The organism is Segatella copri, from assembly GCF_002224675.1.
GTDB lineage: Bacteria > Bacteroidota > Bacteroidia > Bacteroidales > Bacteroidaceae > Prevotella > Prevotella copri_U.
Map to the genome: position 1 here is coordinate 60423 of NZ_NMPZ01000009.1, position 22588 is coordinate 83010.

At 45.0% G+C, this 22588-nt stretch carries 14 protein-coding genes and 1 pseudogene; 9 read left to right on the forward strand and 6 right to left on the reverse strand.

The window, feature by feature from the left end; all coding sequences use genetic code 11:
* Positions 1–2: 2 nt before the first annotated feature.
* Together CFT61_RS07185 and CFT61_RS07190 are read right to left on the reverse strand one after the other, a co-directional pair.
* Positions 3–9197 (reverse strand): SpvB/TcaC N-terminal domain-containing protein, encoded by a 9195-nt coding sequence (locus CFT61_RS07185; RefSeq protein ID WP_089543784.1) that lies wholly within the window; start codon positions 9195–9197, stop codon positions 3–5.
* 17 nt (positions 9198–9214) lie between these two features.
* Positions 9215–12184, reverse strand: coding sequence for a T9SS type A sorting domain-containing protein (locus CFT61_RS07190; RefSeq protein ID WP_089543785.1), 2970 nt, complete (start codon positions 12182–12184; stop codon positions 9215–9217).
* Between the two features lie 1149 nt (positions 12185–13333).
* Between CFT61_RS07190 and CFT61_RS07200 the strand changes: the two genes are divergently transcribed.
* The 5 genes from CFT61_RS07200 to CFT61_RS07220 all read left to right on the forward strand — a co-directional run bounded on the left by CFT61_RS07200 (position 13334) and on the right by CFT61_RS07220 (position 16424).
* Positions 13334–13963, forward strand: coding sequence for a type IV toxin-antitoxin system AbiEi family antitoxin domain-containing protein (locus CFT61_RS07200; protein WP_089543787.1), 630 nt, complete (start codon positions 13334–13336; stop codon positions 13961–13963).
* Positions 13956–14780: a nucleotidyl transferase AbiEii/AbiGii toxin family protein gene (locus CFT61_RS07205; protein ID WP_089543788.1), complete on the forward strand. Its 825-nt coding sequence runs from the start codon at positions 13956–13958 to the stop codon at positions 14778–14780. Before CFT61_RS07200 ends, CFT61_RS07205 begins: the two co-directional genes overlap by 8 nt.
* A 369-nt stretch (positions 14781–15149) precedes the next feature.
* Positions 15150–15647, forward strand: a complete 498-nt coding sequence (locus tag CFT61_RS07210) for a hypothetical protein (RefSeq protein ID WP_254918900.1) — start codon at positions 15150–15152, stop codon at positions 15645–15647.
* Positions 15648–15654: 7 nt separating this feature from the next.
* Entirely contained in the window at positions 15655–16119 is a 465-nt protein-coding gene (locus CFT61_RS17240) for a DUF4339 domain-containing protein (protein ID WP_254918901.1), read from the forward strand.
* Between the two features lie 53 nt (positions 16120–16172).
* A complete protein-coding gene (locus CFT61_RS07220) occupies positions 16173–16424 on the forward strand; it encodes a hypothetical protein (RefSeq protein WP_089543789.1) in 252 nt (83 codons plus the stop codon).
* A gap of 105 nt (positions 16425–16529) precedes the next feature.
* On the opposite strand, the pseudogene CFT61_RS07225 reads toward CFT61_RS07220, so the two are convergent.
* Positions 16530–16763, reverse strand: a pseudogene (locus CFT61_RS07225) (IS1380 family transposase); the annotation flags it as partial.
* 140 nt (positions 16764–16903) lie between these two features.
* Here CFT61_RS07225 and CFT61_RS07230 point away from each other — a divergent pair.
* The 3 genes from CFT61_RS07230 (at position 16904) to CFT61_RS17245 (ending at position 19410) form a co-directional block, all read left to right on the forward strand.
* Entirely contained in the window at positions 16904–17854 is a 951-nt protein-coding gene (locus CFT61_RS07230) for a hypothetical protein (protein WP_089543790.1), read from the forward strand.
* 181 nt (positions 17855–18035) lie between these two features.
* On the forward strand, positions 18036–18374 hold the full coding sequence (locus tag CFT61_RS07235) for a hypothetical protein (RefSeq protein WP_006849431.1): 339 nt from the start codon (positions 18036–18038) through the stop codon (positions 18372–18374).
* A 7-nt stretch (positions 18375–18381) separates the two neighbouring features.
* Complete coding sequence (locus CFT61_RS17245) at positions 18382–19410, forward strand: hypothetical protein (protein WP_254918902.1); 1029 nt, start codon at positions 18382–18384, stop codon at positions 19408–19410.
* Positions 19411–19590: 180 nt separating this feature from the next.
* Here the strand turns inward: CFT61_RS17245 and CFT61_RS07250 are convergent, their stop codons facing one another.
* The 3 genes from CFT61_RS07250 to CFT61_RS07255 form a co-directional block, all read right to left on the reverse strand.
* A complete protein-coding gene (locus CFT61_RS07250) occupies positions 19591–20103 on the reverse strand; it encodes an N-acetyltransferase (RefSeq protein ID WP_254918903.1) in 513 nt (170 codons plus the stop codon).
* Between the two features lies 1 nt (position 20104).
* Positions 20105–20266 carry a hypothetical protein gene (locus CFT61_RS16925; RefSeq protein ID WP_171479883.1) on the reverse strand — a complete coding sequence of 54 codons (162 nt, stop codon included), beginning with the start codon at positions 20264–20266 and terminating at the stop codon, positions 20105–20107.
* A 325-nt stretch (positions 20267–20591) separates the two neighbouring features.
* On the reverse strand, positions 20592–21884 hold the full coding sequence (locus CFT61_RS07255) for an ATP-binding protein (RefSeq protein WP_089543791.1): 1293 nt from the start codon (positions 21882–21884) through the stop codon (positions 20592–20594).
* A gap of 376 nt (positions 21885–22260) precedes the next feature.
* On the opposite strand from CFT61_RS07255, the gene CFT61_RS07260 reads away from it, so the two are divergent.
* The gene (locus CFT61_RS07260; RefSeq protein ID WP_089543792.1) at positions 22261–22554 is read left to right on the forward strand and encodes a hypothetical protein; all 294 of its coding nucleotides are present in this window, start codon (positions 22261–22263) and stop codon (positions 22552–22554) included.
* Positions 22555–22588 lie beyond the last annotated feature (34 nt).

Below are 22588 nucleotides of genomic sequence, written 5' to 3' on the forward strand. Positions count from 1 at the left end.
TACTATTCCGTATCGTTATTTTTACTTTTTTTGGATACAGTATTTGCTGTAGAAACAGGTATTTGAGGATTGTTAAGATATTCAATTCCTTTATTATACCAACGATTCAAAAAACCTCTTACTTTTGGAGAGAAGCCAGCAAAACTCTTATTGAAACTTGAGCTAAACTGTGCTGCATTTAGTTTATTAAAACTACTCATCACATTCTTAGCTACTTTTCCCATATTTTTTTCTGCAATATCACCTAAGCCTCCTACGCCTTTTGTAGCTAATGTTGGTACTATAGCATCCGCAGGTTTATAATTTGGACTTCCATCAATATTATAAAATTGAACTTCAGCACCTGTAAGAGGATTGGTTGCTCCAGAACCAGCCCAATTACCAAAGTCGAAAATTTGCGCTGTAACAAAGATATCATTGGCCATTCCATATAAAAGTTTGCCTATACAATTGTCTGTTTGAGCCCATTTTTCCCTAAAGTTCAGTTCATCACAGTTAAAATATGCATTATTGTTGACAATGGTACTTCCAGCCGGTGTACTAATTTGTCCTGCAATATATTCACCAGTATAGGTATCTTTTACATGACCTCCAACGTCCAAATCATAAGAATATGCTCCACTCTTTGCAAATAGAGTTCCCGCTGCAAATAAGTATTTGGTTTCTTTTCCATACTTATTAGTTGCATCTTCTTGACTTGTAACTAAAGGATCATAGAAATATTTTTTATCTGTTTTAAGCCAATCGTTACCATTTGGGTCATTTAAAATAATAGGATTATTCCCAACATAGCAATAAGAAGAAAATTCTGCATACTTTTCTTCTGAATTATCAGTACTAATCCACAAACTAATCCTTGGGTCATAATACCTTGCCCCATAGTAATACAATCCCGTCTCCTCGTCGAATTCCTTCGCATTGAAAAGATAAGGCGTATTCCAAATGTTATTGCGCTCCTCAACGAACACTTCACCAAAAGGAACATACTCGATATGCTGCACCACCTCGCCATCAAGGTTGGTGATGTAACTACTGCTACCCAAATGGTCTGGGTGGTAGTAGAACTGCATCTTCTCGTATGTATCGCCTTCTTGGAAGTTGTTCTTTGCAGCTCTCGCTAAAGCTCGTGTCTGAGCTGCCTCCAAGCTGCCGTCATTGCAGCAGAAGCCCTTGCCATCGACATAATCGTTGTTGTCCTCGCCATTGTACGGTACTGCAAAGGTTGCATAATTATCCTTGATAACCTGCAACTGCTGGACATATTTTTGCTTATAGTCAACAGAAAGTCCATCAGTCTCGCTACCTGCATACTGGATGCGGCGTGGATCTGAGCCGTAAGAGTCGAAGTCACCAATCTTGGAAACGACACGCAGACTACCGATATAGATATGCTTGGTGTAACGTCCGCCTTGGTTGGCAACGAGGTAAGGAGATACATATAGTGAGAACTTGGCAGTGTTCGTGCGACCTCCTGCAAACTCTGAGTTCACATAAACTTGGTCACTCTCACCTGATGTCTTCACCGTACGCTCACCATCAGCATCATACCAATAGTTGGTCACAAAGCCATTGTCGTCGGAAGCAAGGAGACGGTTCTCCTCATCCCATTTGAGTTTACGCTCTGCGGTCTTCTCGTCAGCCACGCCATCCTTCTTTGTACGGCTTGTATTGACATAAATGAGGTTTCCGTTGTCATCATACTCGTAGGCATGACTATTGTTCACATTCTCGCTCTCCGAAGGCGTCTCCTCTGTGCGGTAGTTAACATCCTTTACATTGGCGAGTTGGAACCTCTTGCCTGTCTCTGTTCCATAGGTGTATGACAAATCATAACCTGCATTCAATGTTCCATTGAACTGCACATTGTTCTGTGTAAGGATTTGACGCTTCGATGTGATACGGTGCATATTGTCGTAACCCATCGCAAGAGTGTAGCTTGCGGTCTTGTTGTCAGCACCAGTATAAGTGCCAGTTGCGCTGACAAGACGATAGAGCGCATCGTATGTATAGGCATGAGCCATCTGTCCGCCAGCCTTGCCACTCTGTGGAACTGACGCACCGTTTACCACACTGAGCACATTGCTTACCGCATCATAAGTGTAAGCGTTATCCATAATGGTGTTGCCACCACTGTTCACGGTGAGGTTCTGCAATCTGCGACGCTGTGGGTCGTAGGTGTAGAAGGTCTCAGCACCGTTGCAATATTTCAAGTATGTGCGCTGCTCGAACTTGTCATAGCCAATCTTGCTCACATAGTCGTAGCCGTATGACTTGTAGCCATGAACCTTTTCAAGCTGACCACCGAGATTGTAAGAATATGTTATTTTCTCCTCATCAGGATAAATCATCTCCAACAGACGGTTGTGGCTGTCATAAGTCCATTGCGTCACGTAGGTTGCTATCGCCTGGTTAGGCACAATCAGCGTGCGGCGGGTCTTGGTGACTTCGCCCATCTTGCCATAGAAGTATTCAATGGCACCTGTTCCGTCCTCGCGGAGCATCAAGCGACCGATACGGTTCTGAGAGGCATTGCGACCACCGTAGTAATACTTCACGTTGTTCTCCGGATGATCTGGGTAGTTGATACCCGTCAGACGCTGATAGTCGTAATCGTAGGTGATGAACTTGCCTTCCTTTGCAAGGTTGGCAGTCTGCTTGGTCAGCACATTGCCGAGCGCATCGTATGTGAAGCTGGTGATGCCGCTTGCAGGATGGTTCACCTCAGTACGGCGGTCGCCCATGTCGTAAGTGGAGGTCGTTACATTGCCCTCCGTGTCGGTGACACGAACAAGGCGCTGTATGCCGTCATACTCAAACAAGGTGGTAATCTCACCGTCAGGACCGCTCTTCTGGATGGTCTTCAAGGTCTTGCCACTGCCATTGGTATGGGTAGCCTGTACATTATGAAGCGCATCCGTTACGGTTGTAACGAGAGTATGACTACTATTGTCAACTGTATATGCCGTAGTTGTCGTAGAGTTGTCCGGCAATGTCACTGAGGTAGCACGGTCGAGCACGTCATAAACAGTAACCGTTGGAGAAACATTGTCAAATGACTTGCTGAATGTGGACTTCGATCCGGTTCCTTCCGTTGTAGGATAGAAAGCCTTTGCCACACGTCCGAAAGCGTCATACACGGTTCTTCCGCTGACTATCATCACGTTCTCATCCTTGGCAGAGTTTCCCTTGGATGCACTTGTCACAACACCGTCCTTCTTCACCTGCACGGCTCTTCCGAAACCGTCAACGAATGTAACGGTCTCCAAGTCATCGTTAGGGTGCTGGATGTCGTAGTGCTTGGTCACTGCGTATGCAGGAGCGGTAATGCCACTCTCATTGAATGTAGCCAAAGGCTGATATTCAAAGGCGATGGCATAAGGTACGCCCGTAGCCAACTCATTTGGACCACGCACGCCAGTGATGCGACCGAGGTCGTCAACATCAGTCTCATAGTAGAAATTGTTGAGGTCACGATGCTCCTTGGCTATACCATAGCGATAGTCAAAATTGCCTTGCTCGCTGCGGTAGCCCCACGCATCGTCAATGCGCTCAACATACATGTTCATCTCAGGCTCATAGCGGTACTTGTACCACATACGCTGTCCCTTGCCGTTGGCAGGGAGAGTCTTCTGGATGATGTTGCCGTAAGAGTCATACTTGTAATCAGTCACTGCCTCACCATCATTCAACTGCTGCGTAATCTGGGTGATGTGGTTGGCGTAGTTGGTATTATACTTCGCCGTCACATGGTGATAGAGTGAGCCGTCACCGCCTGTAACAGTCACATCAACAGGAAGTCCGAAGATGTGCTTGCTTGCATTGTCGGTATATTTGATAGCAGTCGCATAATCGAACTTGCCGTTTCCGTCCTCGCCAAGACTGCCCTTGTCGCTGTACTTGTAGGACTTCAACTCACCATGATAGCCATTGAGGTAATACTCATTCCATGCCTCGGATGTAACCACACCGTTTGCCGCTCCCTCATACTGCAAGTTTGCCGTATAGCGGAGAGGTACGAATGCAGATGCACGGTCACTCCAAAGGTTCACGTCACGCTTTGCGAATGTGTACTTGTCACCGTCGGCAGTCATATAATAGCTGTCGTAACGGTTCTTTGTCTCCGTGTACTTGTTGCCGTTGGCATCCTCTACGGATGTGGCGGTAACATTGCCCTGCGTGTAGTAGTTGGCTACATCGTAGTTCTCAACAGCCTGTCTGTAAACAGAATTGCCTTTCTCCGTGTCAAGGTTCTTGGTGATAACCTCACCAAAACCGAGGAACTCACGTTCATGGCGGTCACGCTTGCCGTCCTTGTACTCAAAGGCGGTAGTCATGACAGGTCCATCGTCATGGATACCATCATCAACGGTAAGGGCAGACATTACCCACTTGCCACCAGGAAGTCCGTAGGTAGGAGTGGTATGCGCATAGTCGAGTGTGAAAGTGCCGCCCAAGGAGTTGGTGACAGACTTCAACATGTTTGTCCTGCCAATGGCAGAGCGTGTAACCTTTAACTCGCTTTCCTTCTCAGACTCAACGATGTCAAGATAGCCGTCACCGTCCACATCCTGCAAAGAATATGTAGGGCGGTTGATGCTATGAGAGGTAGAAGCACCAGGATTGGTTGAAATCTTGATGCTTATGACAGGAATGTTGATGGTCAAAGTGAACGCTGCATTTGCTGACTCTGATGTTGATGCAGATTCACTGAGCGCACTTGCACCCTTCCAACTGATAGGCTCGTCAAAGCCGTTACCAGTGTTGAGGGCAACAATGATACCATGGTCGCTCTTCCATACCTTGTCTGGAAGGCCATCGGAGTTGATGTCGATAAGATTGTATTCCTCCTCACTTTCAGAGGTTACGATGCCAAAGCCTGCTGAGAAACTGCCGGAGGCCTTGTTTATCGACTGCTTTGTGCTCTTATTTTGGGTAGTTCCCCAACCAAAATCTTCCCCTGCACCTGCACCAAAATTATAGGAAAGAGACTTACCGCCTTGGATGCGGTCCAGCCCCCAGTCAACAGGCTCAGTGAAGGCATAGCCAAGGTTCAGTTTTACTTTCTTGTCTGAAAGAATCTTGTCGGGAAGTCCATCGCCATTGATGTCAATGAAAGATTCAACTGCCTCATCCGTATTCTTTGGCGCACTGCCAGAAATGGAGAATTGAGCCAGCCATGCAGTCTGCTGGTTCAGTATGGTTGCCTTGCCCTTGGAGATTAGATTTGTGATGCTTGACGCTGAAGCCACAGGGTTACCGCCATATCCCCATGCCTGTGAAGCATTGTCGGAGTTGCTGGAGCCGATGCCCTTATAGATTTCGCCGCTCAGTCCACCAAGAGAGTTGGTGTATTGAATCGTACCACCAGCGATGATGTCCGGGAAACCATCACCATTCATGTCCATCATGGTGACCTCTGTCTTGGCACTACCGCTCGCATCGTTGTGTGTGATACCAAGCGCACCGCCTTGCACTACCGTGCTCTTGCTGGACATCACTTGGCTTACTGCCGCAGCACCAGTACCTTGCAAATACTCACCTGCAAGTCCTGCTACCTCGGTATCGTTCTCCAACGGATTGGAGAGAAGAACATCCTGCTCGGTCAGTCGGGCTGTGCTTGCCTCGGTTGCAGTAAGATAGATGTCCTGTCGCTGACCGACCCACTTGTCCATAGAAGTCTGGTCTGTACCCAATGGAGTGAATGCCATCGTGAGAGGGTCAACCTTGTCGTTCTCGTTTTCAGGCAATTTCAGCAATGACTCGTCAATAGGCTTTGCATATCTGCCCTCTGCCGAGTTATAGACAAAACCTCCCCAGCCACGGTAGAGCATACCGAAGCCAAGATTGTCATTCTCTGCATAGAATCCTGCAAGCACATTCTCTGTTACGAGACCTGCCGCATCTTTCAGAATGGAAACAGAGGCTGAAGTAACAGTTTCATTAGAGATTGCTGCCGGATAGCTGTATTCAAACCAGATGTTCTTTCCTGCAGTAGTTGCAAATCGCAGAGTATCGGCTTTCAAGATGCCATTCTCGATATTGAAAGACTTCTTGCCGATGAGTGCATCCTCTGTCTTGGCGGTCAAAGTAACCTGTCCATTGATGGAATTGTCAGAAAGGGTAAGCACTGGCGACACAACCAGAATTGTATCAGTCGCAGTGGTCAAGTATGGCTTGCCCTCTGCCAAGGCTTTTGCGAAAGTCTTGTAATGTGCAGGAACTGCCATGGTATGCTCAACATTGGCAGAATCCTTGTAAGTTACGGACGCTTGCCAACCTATATTCTTCCAATCAACATTTGAGGTGGATGAAATCTCAAAGCTGAAATTGGTCAGTTTTTCTGTATTCTCCAGACTGATGTTGAGTGAATCGCCATTGAAAGTCTCATTAGCCTTCAGTGTACGAGCAAAGACAGTCTTCTCGATATAGTTCGGGTTGTCGTTCCCGTCACTGTCTTTCTTTTCATTGCTGCCGATGATGCTGAGAACAACATCGTCGGTTGTTACAGGCTTGTGGAAGGCACTGCGAACTTCCACACTTGAACCATTCTCCACATTAGCGGAGGTGTTCACATCGTAGATGGCACCATCCTCAGGTTTGTACTCTGTTGAAGAAAGCCCGTTAGGCAATATATTTGACTCGCCAGCGTAAGTAATGGTAGGTGACCAATTCACCTTATCAAATGAGCCGTTGCTTGTTTCCTCAGAGCCAGACTGGACACGGAAATAGATTCTGTCACCACGCTTGACGGCAACAGATGATACGGCTGCGCTGTATGGACTGTTGTCACCCTTGGCTATCGTCTTGTTCCAAAGTTCATTGCCTCCCTTTTGGATGGCAATTCTTACGCCGTCTGCCTTCTGATACCCGTCAGCATCATAGTCATCTGTTGGTGCAATGAGGCTAACTTGACCAGTTACGCTGACAGTTCCGTCCTTTGGAGCCTGCCATACACGCACTATGTCCTCCATCGGTGAGTTCTTGATGGCTTCCGCCTGCTCATCCTTACTGACCTCCATGACGGAAGTGTCAACCTTGCCACCATAGATAATTGGGCTTGGCGTGTCGGCACTGCTCAATGTAAATGTAGGCACGGCATTGCCAGATCCGTCAAACTCCAAGTGGTTGAAATAGACCTTGCCATTGGAAACGAGGTCAACAAGTCCGTCACCATTGATGTCGCTGAAATACTGAGTGGTCTTGGTCTTAGTGGTTGACTTGTCCGTTCCGACAACGGCAGTCAGGACATCCCAACCGACAACGGCATTCGCACCGAAAGTGTTGGTAGAACTTTTGGTTGTCGAGAAGTTACTGATGCCCTTTACCTTGATAGGCTCACCATATACGACTTCTCCGTTGTCTGTCTTAATCTGTGGACGATAATAAACAGAACCACCGGACTTGTACACCTTGTCAGGAAGTCCGTCACCGTTCAAGTCAACGAGTGCGGAAAGTCCCTTGCTCGTGTCGCTTGAATAGCTGTATGAGCCACCCATGGTATTGCTTTTCCAAGGACTTCCGTCCACGACACCCACACCTGCATAGAACGAACCGCTCACGGAAGAGCTTGCCGTTCCGCCAAGTGCAGTTGGCTTGTCGCTGAAACGCTTGCTGACAGCCTTTAACGGATTGATGAACCCTGCGTCAAGTCCATCATCATGGGTGTTCCATTTTTCGGAATCATCCTTGAAAGGAACATAGCCCTTGTCTGCCTGTACGTCATCATAGTAGTCGAAGTTTTGGAAGGAGACCTCCTTGCCGTTGTTGTCATACTGTCTGACACCAGTGAGCATTTCCTTGTGGAATGCACCTTCCTTATAGTCGAAGGCATAGCTGCGCAGGGTCTCGCCCTGGAAATTCACGGTCACTTTCTCCAACAGCTTGTTGGAGGAGGCGAGGAATCCATAGCGGGCATTGTTGGTCTTTACCTGCTTTATCTTGTTGCCTTCAAAGAGTACAACGGTGTGCGGTTCCTGTCCTGCATTACCTGCGTGAACCTCCTTCAGATATGCAGCCTTGGCCTTCAAGCCGCCACGCACATCCTCATCCACGATGTCATACACATATTCTATATAGTCACCGTGGAGTTCCTCGACACGTTTCAGCTTCCATTCGGCAATCACCTCACGGGTATTGCCCGAAGCATCGGTGACATTGCCCTTTACAACAGCTCCGTCACCACCATAGATGTACTTGACACCCTGCTTGTCTGTAACCTCCCAATAATAGTTGGCAGGACTGTCACCCTTGCGGATGATACGGCTGAAATCACCGCCTTGGCGGGTGTAGAACTGGCGGTCAGCCTTTCTGTTCATCTTCTCGCCACGGTGTGCAACTCCCATCTGTCCGTTGTCATCCATAGTGGAGAGCATTGAACCGGACAAGAGATAAGTCTCCGTCTCTTTTGACATGTCATAACGAGGCACGCCCCACCGGGTGTCAAGCGTAATGCTTGGCACGCTGACGTTCCAACCCTCGCCAAGCCAACCGCTACCGCCCTCGCTGCTGTACTGCAAGCCGAGGCTTGGCTGCATGCCGTTTCGTGCTGGCGGCATCTCGAACGGATACTGCAAGTTGGCAGAGCCACGGTTGTTTGCGCTTGGAGGCGCAATGACATTGAGCTTCGCCGTCGGGTCTGCCGCCTTGATGTCGTTCATCATCGTCGGGGCAAATCCTTCGGTCTGCGGTGACTCCGGGGCCTGTATCACACCGTTAATCATGTCGGTGAAGTGGGTCGTCTTTGAAACGACACACTCTTCCTTCTTGTCCACACGCACACGCTCCAACGCAACCCAATGCTTCTCGGCCGGGTCGTAGTAATAGGTACGGATGTCGTCCTCGGTATAGCCGCTTGGTATTCTCGTGCGGTCATACTTTATCTTGACTGTCGCGCCCTCGCCTGTGAAATGGGTTCCGTGAGGGAGAAAACGGTAGCCATGTCCTCCTGCCGTGACGTTGGTCATGGCAAAGTCAAGTTCAGGAACATTCTCCTCTCCGATGGAGTTCACGGAAAGGCTTCTGTTCCGAATGAGGTCTTTCTGAAGAACGACCAGTTTGCTACCTCCTACGGAGATACTGTCAGAGACACCCTTCTTGAAGAGTTTTCTCACGGCTGTCCCGTCCTTTGCCGAAAGGGACAGTGTGGCGGCAAGCAGTAAAACCAATGCCCACGCCACCTTCTGTATATAATTCTTCATGCGTATCTTCCTTTAAGTTACTTTACTGAGATTTTCCTTGTATGCTCCCCCTTCTCGGAGATTGCCTTTACGACATACACACCCGATGCGGGAACCTTGAAGTCGGCCTGCTTGACGCTTTCGCCTGTCATTTGGCGTGACACTACCAGTTTGCCTGATACGTCAAACACCATCAATGTGGCTGCAGCAGGCTTGTCCTGTGTGAGTTTAGCCTCGTAGATGCCTGTCGTAGAACCGTTGCCCTTGACAGTGAAATTCTCGTCTTCTCCAGAAATGAAGGTATTGTCAGCCTGTCTGTCCGAGCTGCCCACATGGTTCTCCCTTGCCTGTGTTCCGTTAGGCATACTTGCATCACACTCGCTGCCGACATAGACGGTCATCGTTGTCGTACACTTCTTGGGTGTTTCTATCTGCACGTTGCCCCTTGTGGTGAATGAGGTTACAGGCGTACCGTTTACGGTAAGGTCTGTGATATGTGTCTCGCCCTTTCCGTACTTGATGCAGAACCGCCATGCACGAAGTGACCAGATATATTCATGATGCACGGTCTGTCCGTTCAACTTGTATGTGACCTGCATATTGCGGACTGTTACGCTAAGCACATCGCCCGGCTTGATGGTGACATATTTGGTTAGGCTTGTATATCCACCGGTTATGATATGCGCCTTGTCGCCCCGCACGTCGAAGCCATATTGGGTGATCTCGTCCGTGAGGCTTGGCTCCAAACCCACACGGTAGTTTGATTTTGTATCGTTCACCGTCCATGAGATGTCACCGGACAGATAGGTCCTGGTGTCATGTGAGTATGAGGTGTAGAGTGCGTTGCCAGTGGCATAAATCTCGTTGCCTCCACCTTGTGATACGGACAGCGCATAGGCGCCGGGGGCAAGATTCGTGATTCTATGCGTGTCACCGAAGAATGTTCCTCTGGCAATGGTTTCTCCTTTTACTTTTCCTGCAACGGTGTCAACGCTGAGCACATAGGAATAGACTGGTGTACCGATGTTGATGCCGATGTCGATATACCCGTCATTGCGTGGAACTCCATTCTCGCAACTTGACGGCGTCGGAGTGGCATCATAGGAAATGCCGTCATAATAGGCGAATGTGAACACATCGCTTCCGCTTCCGTCTGCATCCCATAGGATATTGCGGAATATGGTCTTGCCCCTCGTCATATCAGGCTTGGAGCATCTTATGTTACTGTTGCTGTTGATGTCGAAATCACCTTCACCGCTTGGGTCTATGAGCATGACGGTACGCTTGCGGCAATAGTCCGAGAACTCCCTGTCCGGTGTGAGGTCATAGCTCAACTCTGCCATATAACCGACATCATCTATTCCTCCTGTCCTCAAGCCTGCCATGTTCAAGGCGGACTCTGCTCCTTCCGTTCGGATAATGCCCACATTTGTGTCTGTGTCAGTTGCATCCGAAAGGGATATGGTTCTTGTCGCACTTCCTGTTCCGTCAACACGCAGATAGATGTTTTTGCCTTCCTTGCGGATGGAGATGTCCGTTCCGTCAACATCCGTGGCGATGTATGAATTTGAGACCGCTCCGTTGATGATCGGATAAACAACTCCAGCATTGGTGAACCGGAATCCATACTTGCATGTGCTGCCACCGATGCTTCCGAAGCCAACGTCAAAAGTCGGGTGACTTGTCGGACAGGTGAACTCAAAAGCACCGCCACCTCCAACAAGGGCTGGGGTCGTGGCATAAGCTCCGGAAGCGGCTTTCTCTTGGATGATATTGTCAGTAAAGCCATTCCTTGACACTTCAAGTCCTTGCGCAGTCCATCTTGCCACTGTACTGTCGGGCTTTGACGGCACGTTGGTCTTGACCATCCATGTACGTTTCATGACATGCCACAGGGAATCTGTAGGTGAGGTATATGTTGCAAGTGCCACATCATCGTCGCCCCAGAAAGTGAAGCCTCTGTCCGGCATCGGATTGCCGTTTTCACGTCCCATGACAAGCAGACGGGAAGCGGATGAAGGGTTGTATGGATTTGCGTCATGATAAGTTCCGTTCTCCTTCAAGGCCGCATACACCGGACTTTCCTCATATGATGTTGCGGAAAGCGGTTGGGAGAGACTTCCTGCCGTGTCGGTTCCAACAGCTGTGACCCTATGGTGGTAGGCTTGGTTCTCCGCCATATCCCAAGTCAGGTTTCCGTCGCTGTCAAGATACGAGCCTTTGAGGGTGATGCCGTACTTTACCGCCAGATAGCTCTCCACTTTTCTGCGCTCATCGGGTGTAAGCATCCTGCTGAAAACAATAAGCTCAGGGGCATATCCCCGGATGGAAGCATTACCGAAGAGCGAGGTCGGGAAATCCGTACCGAAACTGCCAGAGGTGGAAGGGGTTCCGATGAATAATGTGGTGTTGGAGTTGTCTCCCCACAATGTTGTTGAAGGATTGCTTACCTTGAAGTAGGACACAACGCGCAGAGCGCTTTCCTTAAAACCGTTCTCGGACAAAGAATCACTTGGTTGATAAAGCAGGTCTTCACCCGATGCTGAACCATAGTCCAATGGTTCAACACCTCTACCCCTTACGGCTTTGTCCTTGCTCAGAATGGCTCCGTCGCCCTTTCGGCCGTCAAGAGCATAGACAACCATATCCTTGCCGATGGTTGCCAGTTCCGGCGAAAAGACACCGATGACGGTAGCCTGTGAGAGGTCGCCGTGCTTGAGTTTGGCACTCAGACTACGGAATCCGTCTGCGAGCCAGAGACTCGGATTGAAATTGAAGTAATGGACTGAACTGTTCGGAAGAGTAAGTTCAGACTTGACGCCACGGCTGTCCAATAGCATCAGCCGTATGGAATCCCCAGAGAAATCCTGCCAACGGTAATAACCTTGCAGGTCTGAGTTCAATGGCGCAGTCTTGAACCACAGTTCGCTTCCGCTGACTCCTCCGGGCGTTTGTGCGAAACTGCCGAGAGCGAAGCCTAACAGTAACAAAGAAGTAAACTTTCTCATGCGCTGTCAATTTGGAGTGTTTGAAAAATATAAAAACGTATGCCTCTGCCGCGCAGGGAGAGACCAGTGAGAGAGAACGGACTGCTACTACGGAGAAGAATTGTGATATAGGCTTGCTCCGTAAAGTCCTATTGTCACGTGGCAGGCCAACAGGCTTTACCACCAAAATAATGCTGCAAATATACAAAAATAATCTTAATAAACAGATATAATCTTTAAGAAATTTGCTGGTTTGGTGTTTTTTTCTTATGATTTCGGTCGATTTTGCAGAAATCTTTTACATCTGTTGTATGTACTGGAGTCAGTTTGGCAAAAATACACAAATGGTCACGGCTTCAGTTTCTTATGTTAGAATGTAAATCATGGTTTGAAACTGTACACACTCGGGGTACAAACGAAAACAAGATATGCTTGTGTCGGAAAGGTATATATGAGCTGATGGTAGAGTCGTCATCAACAACAATGGACCTGATTTGATAAACTCAGCAGGAATACTTGCTATTCATTTAGCGATGGGGTTATGTTCACAAGTTTGAGATTTCATGTAAAAAAGTCCTAATTTCCATATTTCTCTTCTTGTAAATTATGGGATATTAAGAAAAATATCGTATCTTTGCCCCCGAATTGAGGCGTTCTTTGCATATTGCAAAATACAGAAACGAGCAGAAGTCCGCTCGTTTCCATATTGTTACCTATATAATATAGGCAAACGCCCAACTTCTTGATTTTCAATCAAAGTCCAATTTAGAGCGAGTTAGATTCGTTAACACTTCTCAAAGGAGTTCATCCCCCCATCTTCCTCCCCTATCTCATGGGGGCAGTTTCAGTTTTGAAAACGGACATTAAAAAGTGCGATAACACCGCCCTAACTACCTATTTTTATATAGTTAGGGCGGTGCTATCGCTAAAATTCGAGACCATTTACCGCAAAAACACAAAGTAAACTACCGTTAAAATACAAAGTAAAACGCCGCAAAAATATAAAGTAACTGTAGAAAACACGATTTACGACAAAGCCATATCAAGTGTAGATGGAGTAAAGGTTATACCTTTGGCTACATTAAAAAACTAAGAAAAAAGCTAAATTTTCGATAGAAAACTAAGAAAAAGTTTGTTTTCTATCGAAAATTTGACTATCTTTGTGCCCAAATGAGAAATATTCTAATTACATTAGGCAATATTCCAGTAACATCTTCGGTCATTGCTTCACTATATCCAGATGTAAAGACCAAGTTTGCAAAAGTTGCACAGCTGGAAAAGGCGGGTGAAATCATCCGCCTCAGGCGAAATCTGTTCGTTGTAAATCCACAAGAAACGGGACAACCACTCTCTTCCGGACTTATCGCCAACCATCTGTTGTCTCCATCTTATGTATCTATGCAGACGGCATTGAGATATTATGGTTTAATACCCGAAGCAGTATATACAGTTCAATCCATGACTTTTAAGACAGCAAAGGAATACAATACACCCATAGGCAACTTTTGCTACTATCATATTTCAAGACCCACCTATCCTATAGGAATTACGCAGATAAAGGAAGAAAACAATGTCTATATAATGGCTACTCCAGAAAAGGCATTATGTGATTTGATAGCCAACCTGCCAGGTATCAAACTGAGATACAAGAAGGAAGCATTAGAGTTTCTGGAAGAAAACCTAAGATTTGATATGGACAGATTCTACCAGCTCAATCCCAAGATATTCGAAGAATATGCAAATATAGGGAAAAAGGCAACATCCATACGCACAATATTAAAACTCTTACAACATGAATGAGATATACCAAAATATGTTATCAGCTTATGATCTTTCTACAGATCAGGCTAAAAGAAATGCTACTTTTGAGGTAAACCAGCAAATAATTCTTGCCGGTTTGTACCAAGGCGGCTTCTTCGAAAAGGCAGCTTTTTATGGTGGAACCTGCCTACGCATTTTCCACGGTTTAAATCGCTTCAGTGAAGATATGGATTTCTCTTTATTGAACAAAGATGAAAGTTTTGACTTCTCCCAATACTTCCAACCAATTATCGACGAGTTTGATGCCATCGGGAGAAGAGTGGACATACAGAAGAAGGACAAGAAGAATTTTGGAAAAGTAGAATCAGCCTTTTTAAAAGATACCACCGACGTTTATGACATTTCCTTTCAAACAGAAAAGTCCATCAAAATCAAAATTGAAGTAGATACCAATCCACCTCTCCATTTTACTACGGAGCAAAAACTTCTGATAGAGCCTCGTTCTTTCATGACAAGATGCTTTACCCTTCCCAACTTATTTGCCGGCAAAATGCACGCATTAGTTTATCGAGCATGGAAAAACCGGGTAAAAGGACGCGATTGGTATGATTTCGAATGGTACATCCGAAATAGAATTCCTCTAGATTTCAAACATCTACAGGAAAGAATCAAAGAATTTAATGGATGCGAGAAATCAAAAGAAGAATTCATTGCCGACTTGGAGCAAAGACTAAAATCTGCAGACATCAAACAGGTAAAAGCAGATGTGATGCCGTTTATAAAGAATCCTAAAGAAATGACTATCTGGTCCAACGAATACTTTCTGCAATTGGCAAAAATGATAAACTTTGAATAGTTAAGGTATCTCCCATCCCTATCACATGGGGACAGTATCAGTTTTGAAAACGGACATTAAAAAATGCGATAATACTGTTGCCAGACACTATTGTCGCTGCCTTGAGATTAGACATCGCACCTAGAAGCCCGACATCCAGGCCGAAAATCTTGAAGGCCGCCCGGTCTTCATAACTGGCAAGTGGCTGTCGAGAAAAGGGGCAGTATCAGTCAAAAAAAACGGACGCCGAGAAACAGAACCATCTATCTAGTTGATTATCAATACATTCACATCTTTTAAATACTTTTTTTTCAAAATATTGGCGTTTTTTTTGAAATTTTCCCTTCATATTACTATATTATAAAGGTATAACCAAAAAGAAAGAATAAAATGGCAAATAAAATGTCTTTATGTATCATCAAATACACCTATACTCGATATGTAGGGGTGGATATCGAAAAATATACTCGGGGACTATTCGAGTATGTGAAGGAAGAGTTTGGAGAGTTTCGACCACAAATGTCAGAGCCTGGAACTATACCTGATATGCCAGACTATCTGGACATCGTGCTCTGCAAGAAGGATGGCAGCATCTTCTACGAAAGCGACATTCTACGCCGTGCCGTCAACATTCCGCATGATTGTCAAATGGGTGGATTAGTATTGGAAATCTTTATCCAGAACTGCGATGGCACGAGATACAAAAAAAGACATGCATATCCCAAGCCTTGGGAGAACCATGAAGCTAACGGCAAGTCGGACATGAGAAAACTGAAAATTCATAAAACTATCAGCAAAAGGCATCTTAACAATCAAGAAGGCAAAGACTCTGAAGGCATCAGAATACCTGAACTTAGACCCAAGATTGACCTTCACTTCTTAAGATAGCCATCCTATGACATACGAAGAATTCAAGCAATTGGCTGAACATCCACAGCATCGGGATGTTCCTGCCATCTTCAAGCTCGAAGTTTTAGAAACAGAAGAGCTGGAGGAGAAAAAGCGTTCACACTATCCGAAATACAAGGTGAACACCTATTGTCCGCAAGCTTTCACCACAACTCTGGAGAAGGAGCGTATGATGGCTCAGATGGGTGGAGCTCCTCAGATGCCAGGCATGGGTGCTGCTGTTCCTCAGGTACAGTATTATATTGGCATCAATGGTCAGCAGTATGGTCCATGCGATTGGAACAAGCTCCAGCAGCTCGTTCAGCAGGGTCAGTTCACCCAGCAGTCATACATTTGGAAGAACGATATGGCGCAGTGGGAGTTTGCCGGCAATGTAGCAGAACTCGCTCCATTGTTCCAAGGCACCGCCCCACAGATGCCGGGAATGCCTCCTACTATGCCGGGGATGTAATTTCCCGGCAGCTATAATACAAACAAAAGTAAGAACATTAAATTTGTGATAATATGGAATTATTCAAAAAATTAGTCGGTGATATCGCAAAGACAGTAGGTGAAAGCCTGGAAGAAGTTTCAAACGAAGCCAAAAAGAGTTTCCAAGAGGCTCGCGAAGAGGTAAGAAAGAACATCCAGGAAGCAAAGCTGAATCAATTCAACTATGACGATGATGATGACGATGATGATGACAATTGGGATTATCCCTTAACAAAGTTATCAGATGATGACGATGATATACGAATCCAGTTAGGCCATTTTTAAAAATGGCGTTTTAACCATCGACGAGGGACATACAACTCTCGGCGAAGATGCCTTGGAGGGGTACAATAATATTAGAAAAGTCATTTTCCCTTCAACTCTTAGAGAAATTGACAAATGTTTTATCAAGTGAGTTGTAACATCCTCAATACATGAGCCACCACAAAGATATACGCACATCAGAGAACGTAGAATCTCACTATATTGATAACCAAACAATGTGCATCTCAATCCCAAGGTGGAATCTATGGTTTGAGCTAAAAGAGCATCAAATTGCTCCATAATAGAAAAAATTCCTCCAAAAGGAGTGAGTTTCTCAGATTTTATTTGTATTTTTGCCATGTCATTCAGAGTTTTATTTGTTTTTAAATGCAACACTAAGATAAGTGAAATTTCAGACATGACATAATCCTGAACAACTTATTGTTGCTTAGGTGCTTATAAAAAATATTAAATTATAGTGTTGCGGAAATAAGGAAAAAATGAAAAGAACTATAATTTACGTATTCGGTCCTAAGCGCCTTTCACCTCAGTATTCTTCCAATACAGAGTTGAAACTGCAGGAAGGTGGCTGGCTTAAGATCGGCCAGACTTCGGAAGAAAACGACAATATTGACAAATGGGAATCTGCTATGGTAAGAATCAATCAGGAAGTGCGTACAGGTATCCCAGAGGTTTGTCAGTTGTTTGAAGTTTTTGAATATCCTGAGCAAACAGGAAAAACAGATGATACTATCAGAAGTTTATTAACTGATGATATCTATAATCTAGAATGCTCAAAAGTCCATAATCAGAACATTGATAAATACGAAATTAGAGCTGGACGTGAGTTTGTTTATGGCGTAACAAGAAGCCAAGTACTGAATGCCATAGCCAAGTTTGAGCGTAATCTGATTTTAGACAATTACGGCAAAGAGGGGTTCGACAATCTGATGCAGATGATAAAAGACAACAATAGCGGAGATTCACCGCTTGAGATTAACCAAGACATGGATTCTTCTGCAGAGATTTCAACAAACAAGAAATCAGAGTGGTGTGACTATCTTTGGGACAGTGTTGTTGATAAGATCAAGGGTACTATAGGCTCCTCTATCAGCAATACAAAGGGCAGAGCATACATTAAATTCAATTCACCACGTCGCAAAGATTTCTTCTATGACTGTGGCTACAGCGTTCGTTATGGCATTACCACCGTAACAATCACTACGCTTAATGGTGAAGATGCAAAAAAACAAATGGATGAATTTATAGCCAAGAATGATGTCCTCACCCAATTACCAAACCTGAAGCTTAAACAAGGAACTAAGCAGAAGAACAAATGGGCATGGCTTATTACAGACACTTTGGACAAAACAGATGACGAGTTGGTGAATTGGTTTGCTGATACCATCTTAAAGTTTTATAGCATATTTGAAAATATAGAGGGTCAGTAAAATAACTATTTAATTTAACGACTCTATTCAAAGAACAATTTAACAAGTAGCCCTCTTTTCTAACAGACGCTAATTCAATAATCAAGCGCCAATACTTTTAAAAAAAATATTGGCGCTTATTTTTGAAATTTTCCCTTCATATTACTATATTATAAAGGTATAACCAAAAAGAAAGAATAAAATGGCAAATAAAATGTCTTTATGTATCATCAAATACACCTATACTCGATATGTAGGGGTGGATATCGAAAAATATACTCGGGGACTATTCGAGTATGTGAAGGAAGCGTTTGGAGAGTTTCGACCACAAATGTCAGAGCCTGGAACTATACCTGATATGCCAGACTATCTGGACATCGTGCTTTGCAAAAAGGACGGAAGTATCTTCTACGAAATGGATATCCAAAGACGTGCCATCAACATCCCGCTCGACTTTCAGCTGGAAGGACTGGTCATGGAAATCGACATCACCAACTGTGATGGTACAAAATACAAGAAGACACACCAATTCTTAAAATAAACATCCTATGACATACGAAGAATTCAAGCAATTGGCTGAACATCCACAGCATCGGGATGTTCCTGCCATCTTCAAGCTCGAAGTTTTAGAAACGGAAGAGCTGGAGGAGAAAAAGCGTTCACACTATCCGAAATACAAGGTGAACACCTATTGTCCGCAAGCCTTCACCACTACTTTGGAGGAGGCAGAGAGACTGATGCACCAGGATGTCCAGTACCGCAAAAAGATGAAGGAGGAAGACGACTATCCGCTGGATACCTTCTGCTATTATATCTCGGAGATTCCGCTGGGACTGTTGCACTACGACCGCGAATGTCTTTCTGAAAGAGTGTATGACGGTGAGGGAAAACTGATCGACCGGTCTTACTGCTGTTCGCGTTTCAGCATCTACTATCCCGGAGTCTGCGATTCGCCAGCATACGACCGTCATCCTGACGAGACCTTCCGAGGCAGAAGCGCTGAACAGATCAGATTCAAGAAGGGTGACATCGTAGAAGTATATCGTGGCGATGAGGTGAAACTTGCCATCGTTGTCGGAACTCCGCTTACCACCGAATGGATCTGGGAGAGAAACCAGGCTGCCAAGGATAAAAGGGGATTGGATGAACTGCCATACGATGAAACGGACGACAGCTATACCGTGATAGATGGTCCCGGCTACGAATACCACGACCACGTTCCGTCGCTGTATGTCTTCGCCCCTCACTATCATGTGCCGCTCTATCTTCAGAGACGATTCAAGGGGTATTTGGAAAAGGCTGAGAAAAAGCAGAAAGAAGAGGAGGAGAAAGACAGGATCTTCCGCCAGGCTCACGATTGCTGCTTCAGCAACAAGGAACAAATAGAAAAATCTGAAAAGTGCGGCTGTTTCTTCTGCGGCGAAATCTTCTCGCCATCCGAAATCACGGATTACCTCCCTGATGAGCCGCCTACAGCCGAATGTCCCTTCTGTTATACCGACTCCGTAATAGGTGATGCCTCCGGCTTCCCTATCACCAAGGATTTCTTGAAGAAAATGAGGAAGAGATATTTCTAGGCGATTTTTCAACGTTTTTCACCGAGCTGCCCCCTATCTCATGGGGGCAGTATCAGTTTTGAAAACGGACATTAAAATACCGTTTACCGCAAAAGCACAAAGTAAACTGCCTAAAATAAGTAATGCCCCTCTAGTATGCAGCCTTTCGGCGCGCCAGAGGGGCTTATTATCTTTTATTTGTTATTTTGTACGGAGATAAATCAAATCAAAATACATCAGCCGTGTTTTCATCGGCTCAACAGGAGTTGTAGGTTCTAGACCTTTATTGTGCAAGAACGTCCATTCCTCCTTATCTGACAAAAACAGAAATTTGAAACCATTTCGTTGATAATATTCGAACACTTTCGGATGGTTGACAGCATCAACAATGACATACCGGCATCCAGTCTTATTCAGTGGGTCTATAAACCATGATTTGATGAAATCCAACAATTCGTCTCCCACATGATGTCCACTGAATAAATCGCTTACTGCCAACTGTCCAACCAACACTGCTGGATACTGCGGTCTTCGCTTGGCATTCGGAATCTTTCTATTAAGCTTATTCCGAAGGTTTGAAGGAAGTGAATCTACTTTTACACTCGAATTAGCGACTGTAAATGCGCAGACTATTTCAGATGTATCTGGTTTAACAAAACAATATGATTTTCCAAGCAACTGATAGGCATACATAAAATCACATTGCTCTAACATTTTAAATGTACAGTTTTGAACGTTTTAATATAGCACGTGCCTTGGCTACTTGCTTGGAGAAGTCAATGGAGCCACGCTTTTCCAATGCCTCATCAGCTGCTTCAACGAAACGAGCTGCTGCCTCACCATGAAGGACAGGTATTGTTTTAATTTCTATTGCCATAATCTTCTTGTTTTTAATGTTATGTACTTATTTAATCTGCAAAAATATGCTTTTATTTTCACTTTACCAAACTTTTTGTTAACTTTCTGTTGAATTTTACCAAAAATTCCAAATTCACGCCTATCCTAGGAGTATAATGTATAAACTTGAGAAATCCCCAATCTGTAAAGTTCAACAGATTGGGGATTTACATTTTCTGAAACTCCATTAAAACCAAATAAGACAATGTCTCATAGGGACAGTATCAGTTTTGAAAACGGACATTAAAAAGTGCGATAACACCGCCCTAACTACCTATTTTTATATAGTTAGGGCGGTACTATCGCTAAAATTCGAGACCATTTACCGCATAGAGCGGTACGTTTGTAACCCAATCTCCCTGCTGATAATCATTCATGGAGATGCGATAGGCCTTCTTTGACCGGTTGTCTGCAACAAACTGGCGCAGGCTCTTTGCCTTGACATTCGTCTCGGCTTTCACCTCCAGCGGAACAATCTCATCCTCCTCATCCTGGAGCAGAAAATCAATCTCCTGAGTACTGTTGGTCTTGGCATAATAATACGGTTCATACCTGAGAACGAGCTGCTGCAAAACATACTGTTCCGTCAACGCCCCTTTAAACTCGGTAAAAATACTGTTGCCGTCCACTATTGTCGCTGCCTTGAGATTAGACATCGCACCTAGAAGCCCGACATCCAGGACGAAAATCTTGAAGGCCGCCCGGTCTTCATAACTGGCAAGTGGCAGTCGGGGAGCTTTCACATTATAAACCTTATATATCAGTCCGGCATCCAGCAGCCACTGCAAGGCCAACTCATATTCCCGGGCTCTTGCTCCCTCACGCACCACTCCATAGATAAACTTTCTGTTCTCCTTACTCAACTGGGCTGGCAAGGATTTCCACAAATCAGTAATACGGGGAATAATCTCAGATGGAGCATGCTTCGACATATCTCTCTGATAACTGCTCAGAATATCCTTCTGTATGGTTCTCGCCTCTTTCCAATCACGATTCTGACTAAAGCTTAATACAGCTTCAGGCATGCCTCCCACATAGTAATAATACTTTAAGAGTTCCTGAAACTTGGGAGCAAACATCGTTACCATATTCCAATCTTTCGTTTGCAGCAGCTGCGCCAGATTCTTCTCCCCCATAGCCATCACGAACTCGATAAAGTTCATTGGATAGAGAGAGAGAAATTCCACCTTACCCACAGGAAAAGATTCCCCCTGATGCAGTTCGATACCCAGAAGAGAACCAGCCGCTATGACATGATAGCCCGTCGCATTCTCTGCAAAATATTTCAGAGAAGTAACAGCATGAGGAGCAGCCTGAATCTCATCCAGGAATATCAGCGTTTCGCCCTCTGTGCAGGTTACATTCGTTGCAGCCCCAATAGCTGTAAGAATTCTAGGGATATTGAAGTCCTGTTCAAAGAGATTCTGCAGGATCTTCATCTCTTCAAAGTTCACATACGCCAGCTGCTTGTAATTCTGGCGGGCAAACTCCTTCACCAGCCAAGTCTTTCCCACCTGTCTGGCACCCTCTATAATAAGAGGTTTCCGATATTGTTTATTCTTCCATTTCAGAAGTTCATCGATAGCTAATCTTTCCATAATCCATATCTTTAAATCACATTTTATGAGGGAATAATCACTCTTTTACCCACATTTTATGAGGGAATAACACTGCAAATATACACATTTTATGAGGGAATCCTGCTACTTTCCCACACATTTTATAAAGAAGCACCCACTTTTTAACTGATTTTAAAGAATGATTCCTATCTCATAGGGGCAGTATCAGTTTTGAAATTACATTTTATGATTTAATTATTCACTTGTGATTGTAAATAAATAGCCTCACTCCTCTTGTTGGGAAATTCAGAGAATGCCGAAACGAATGCTGGTATTTCAAAAAATATCAGCATTTTTTTGAAATTTTCTCCCAAGATTACTATATTATATAAGGTATCACCAAAACAGAGTAATTATGACAGAGAAAGAAAAGAAGAGACTGGAAATGTACGAACAGCGATATGCTGAGAGTTGGAAGAAGCGAGAGATTAACGAGGAAGGTACGCTCAAACCTTTCTCCAAGGAAGAACTTGAGCATATCTTCATGCTCAACGACCACCTGAAAGAGCTCACTTCTTCCACTATCGACAAAACGCTTCGGGTATCGATACATCTCCTCGACGAAATAGAAAAAGTCATGTTTCGCTCAACTGGGCTTTCAGCCATTATTTCAACTATCTCTCCATCTTCACGGTGGAAGACATCATGAAAATCAAGCCCGAAAACTTCGAGATGAGTATTGA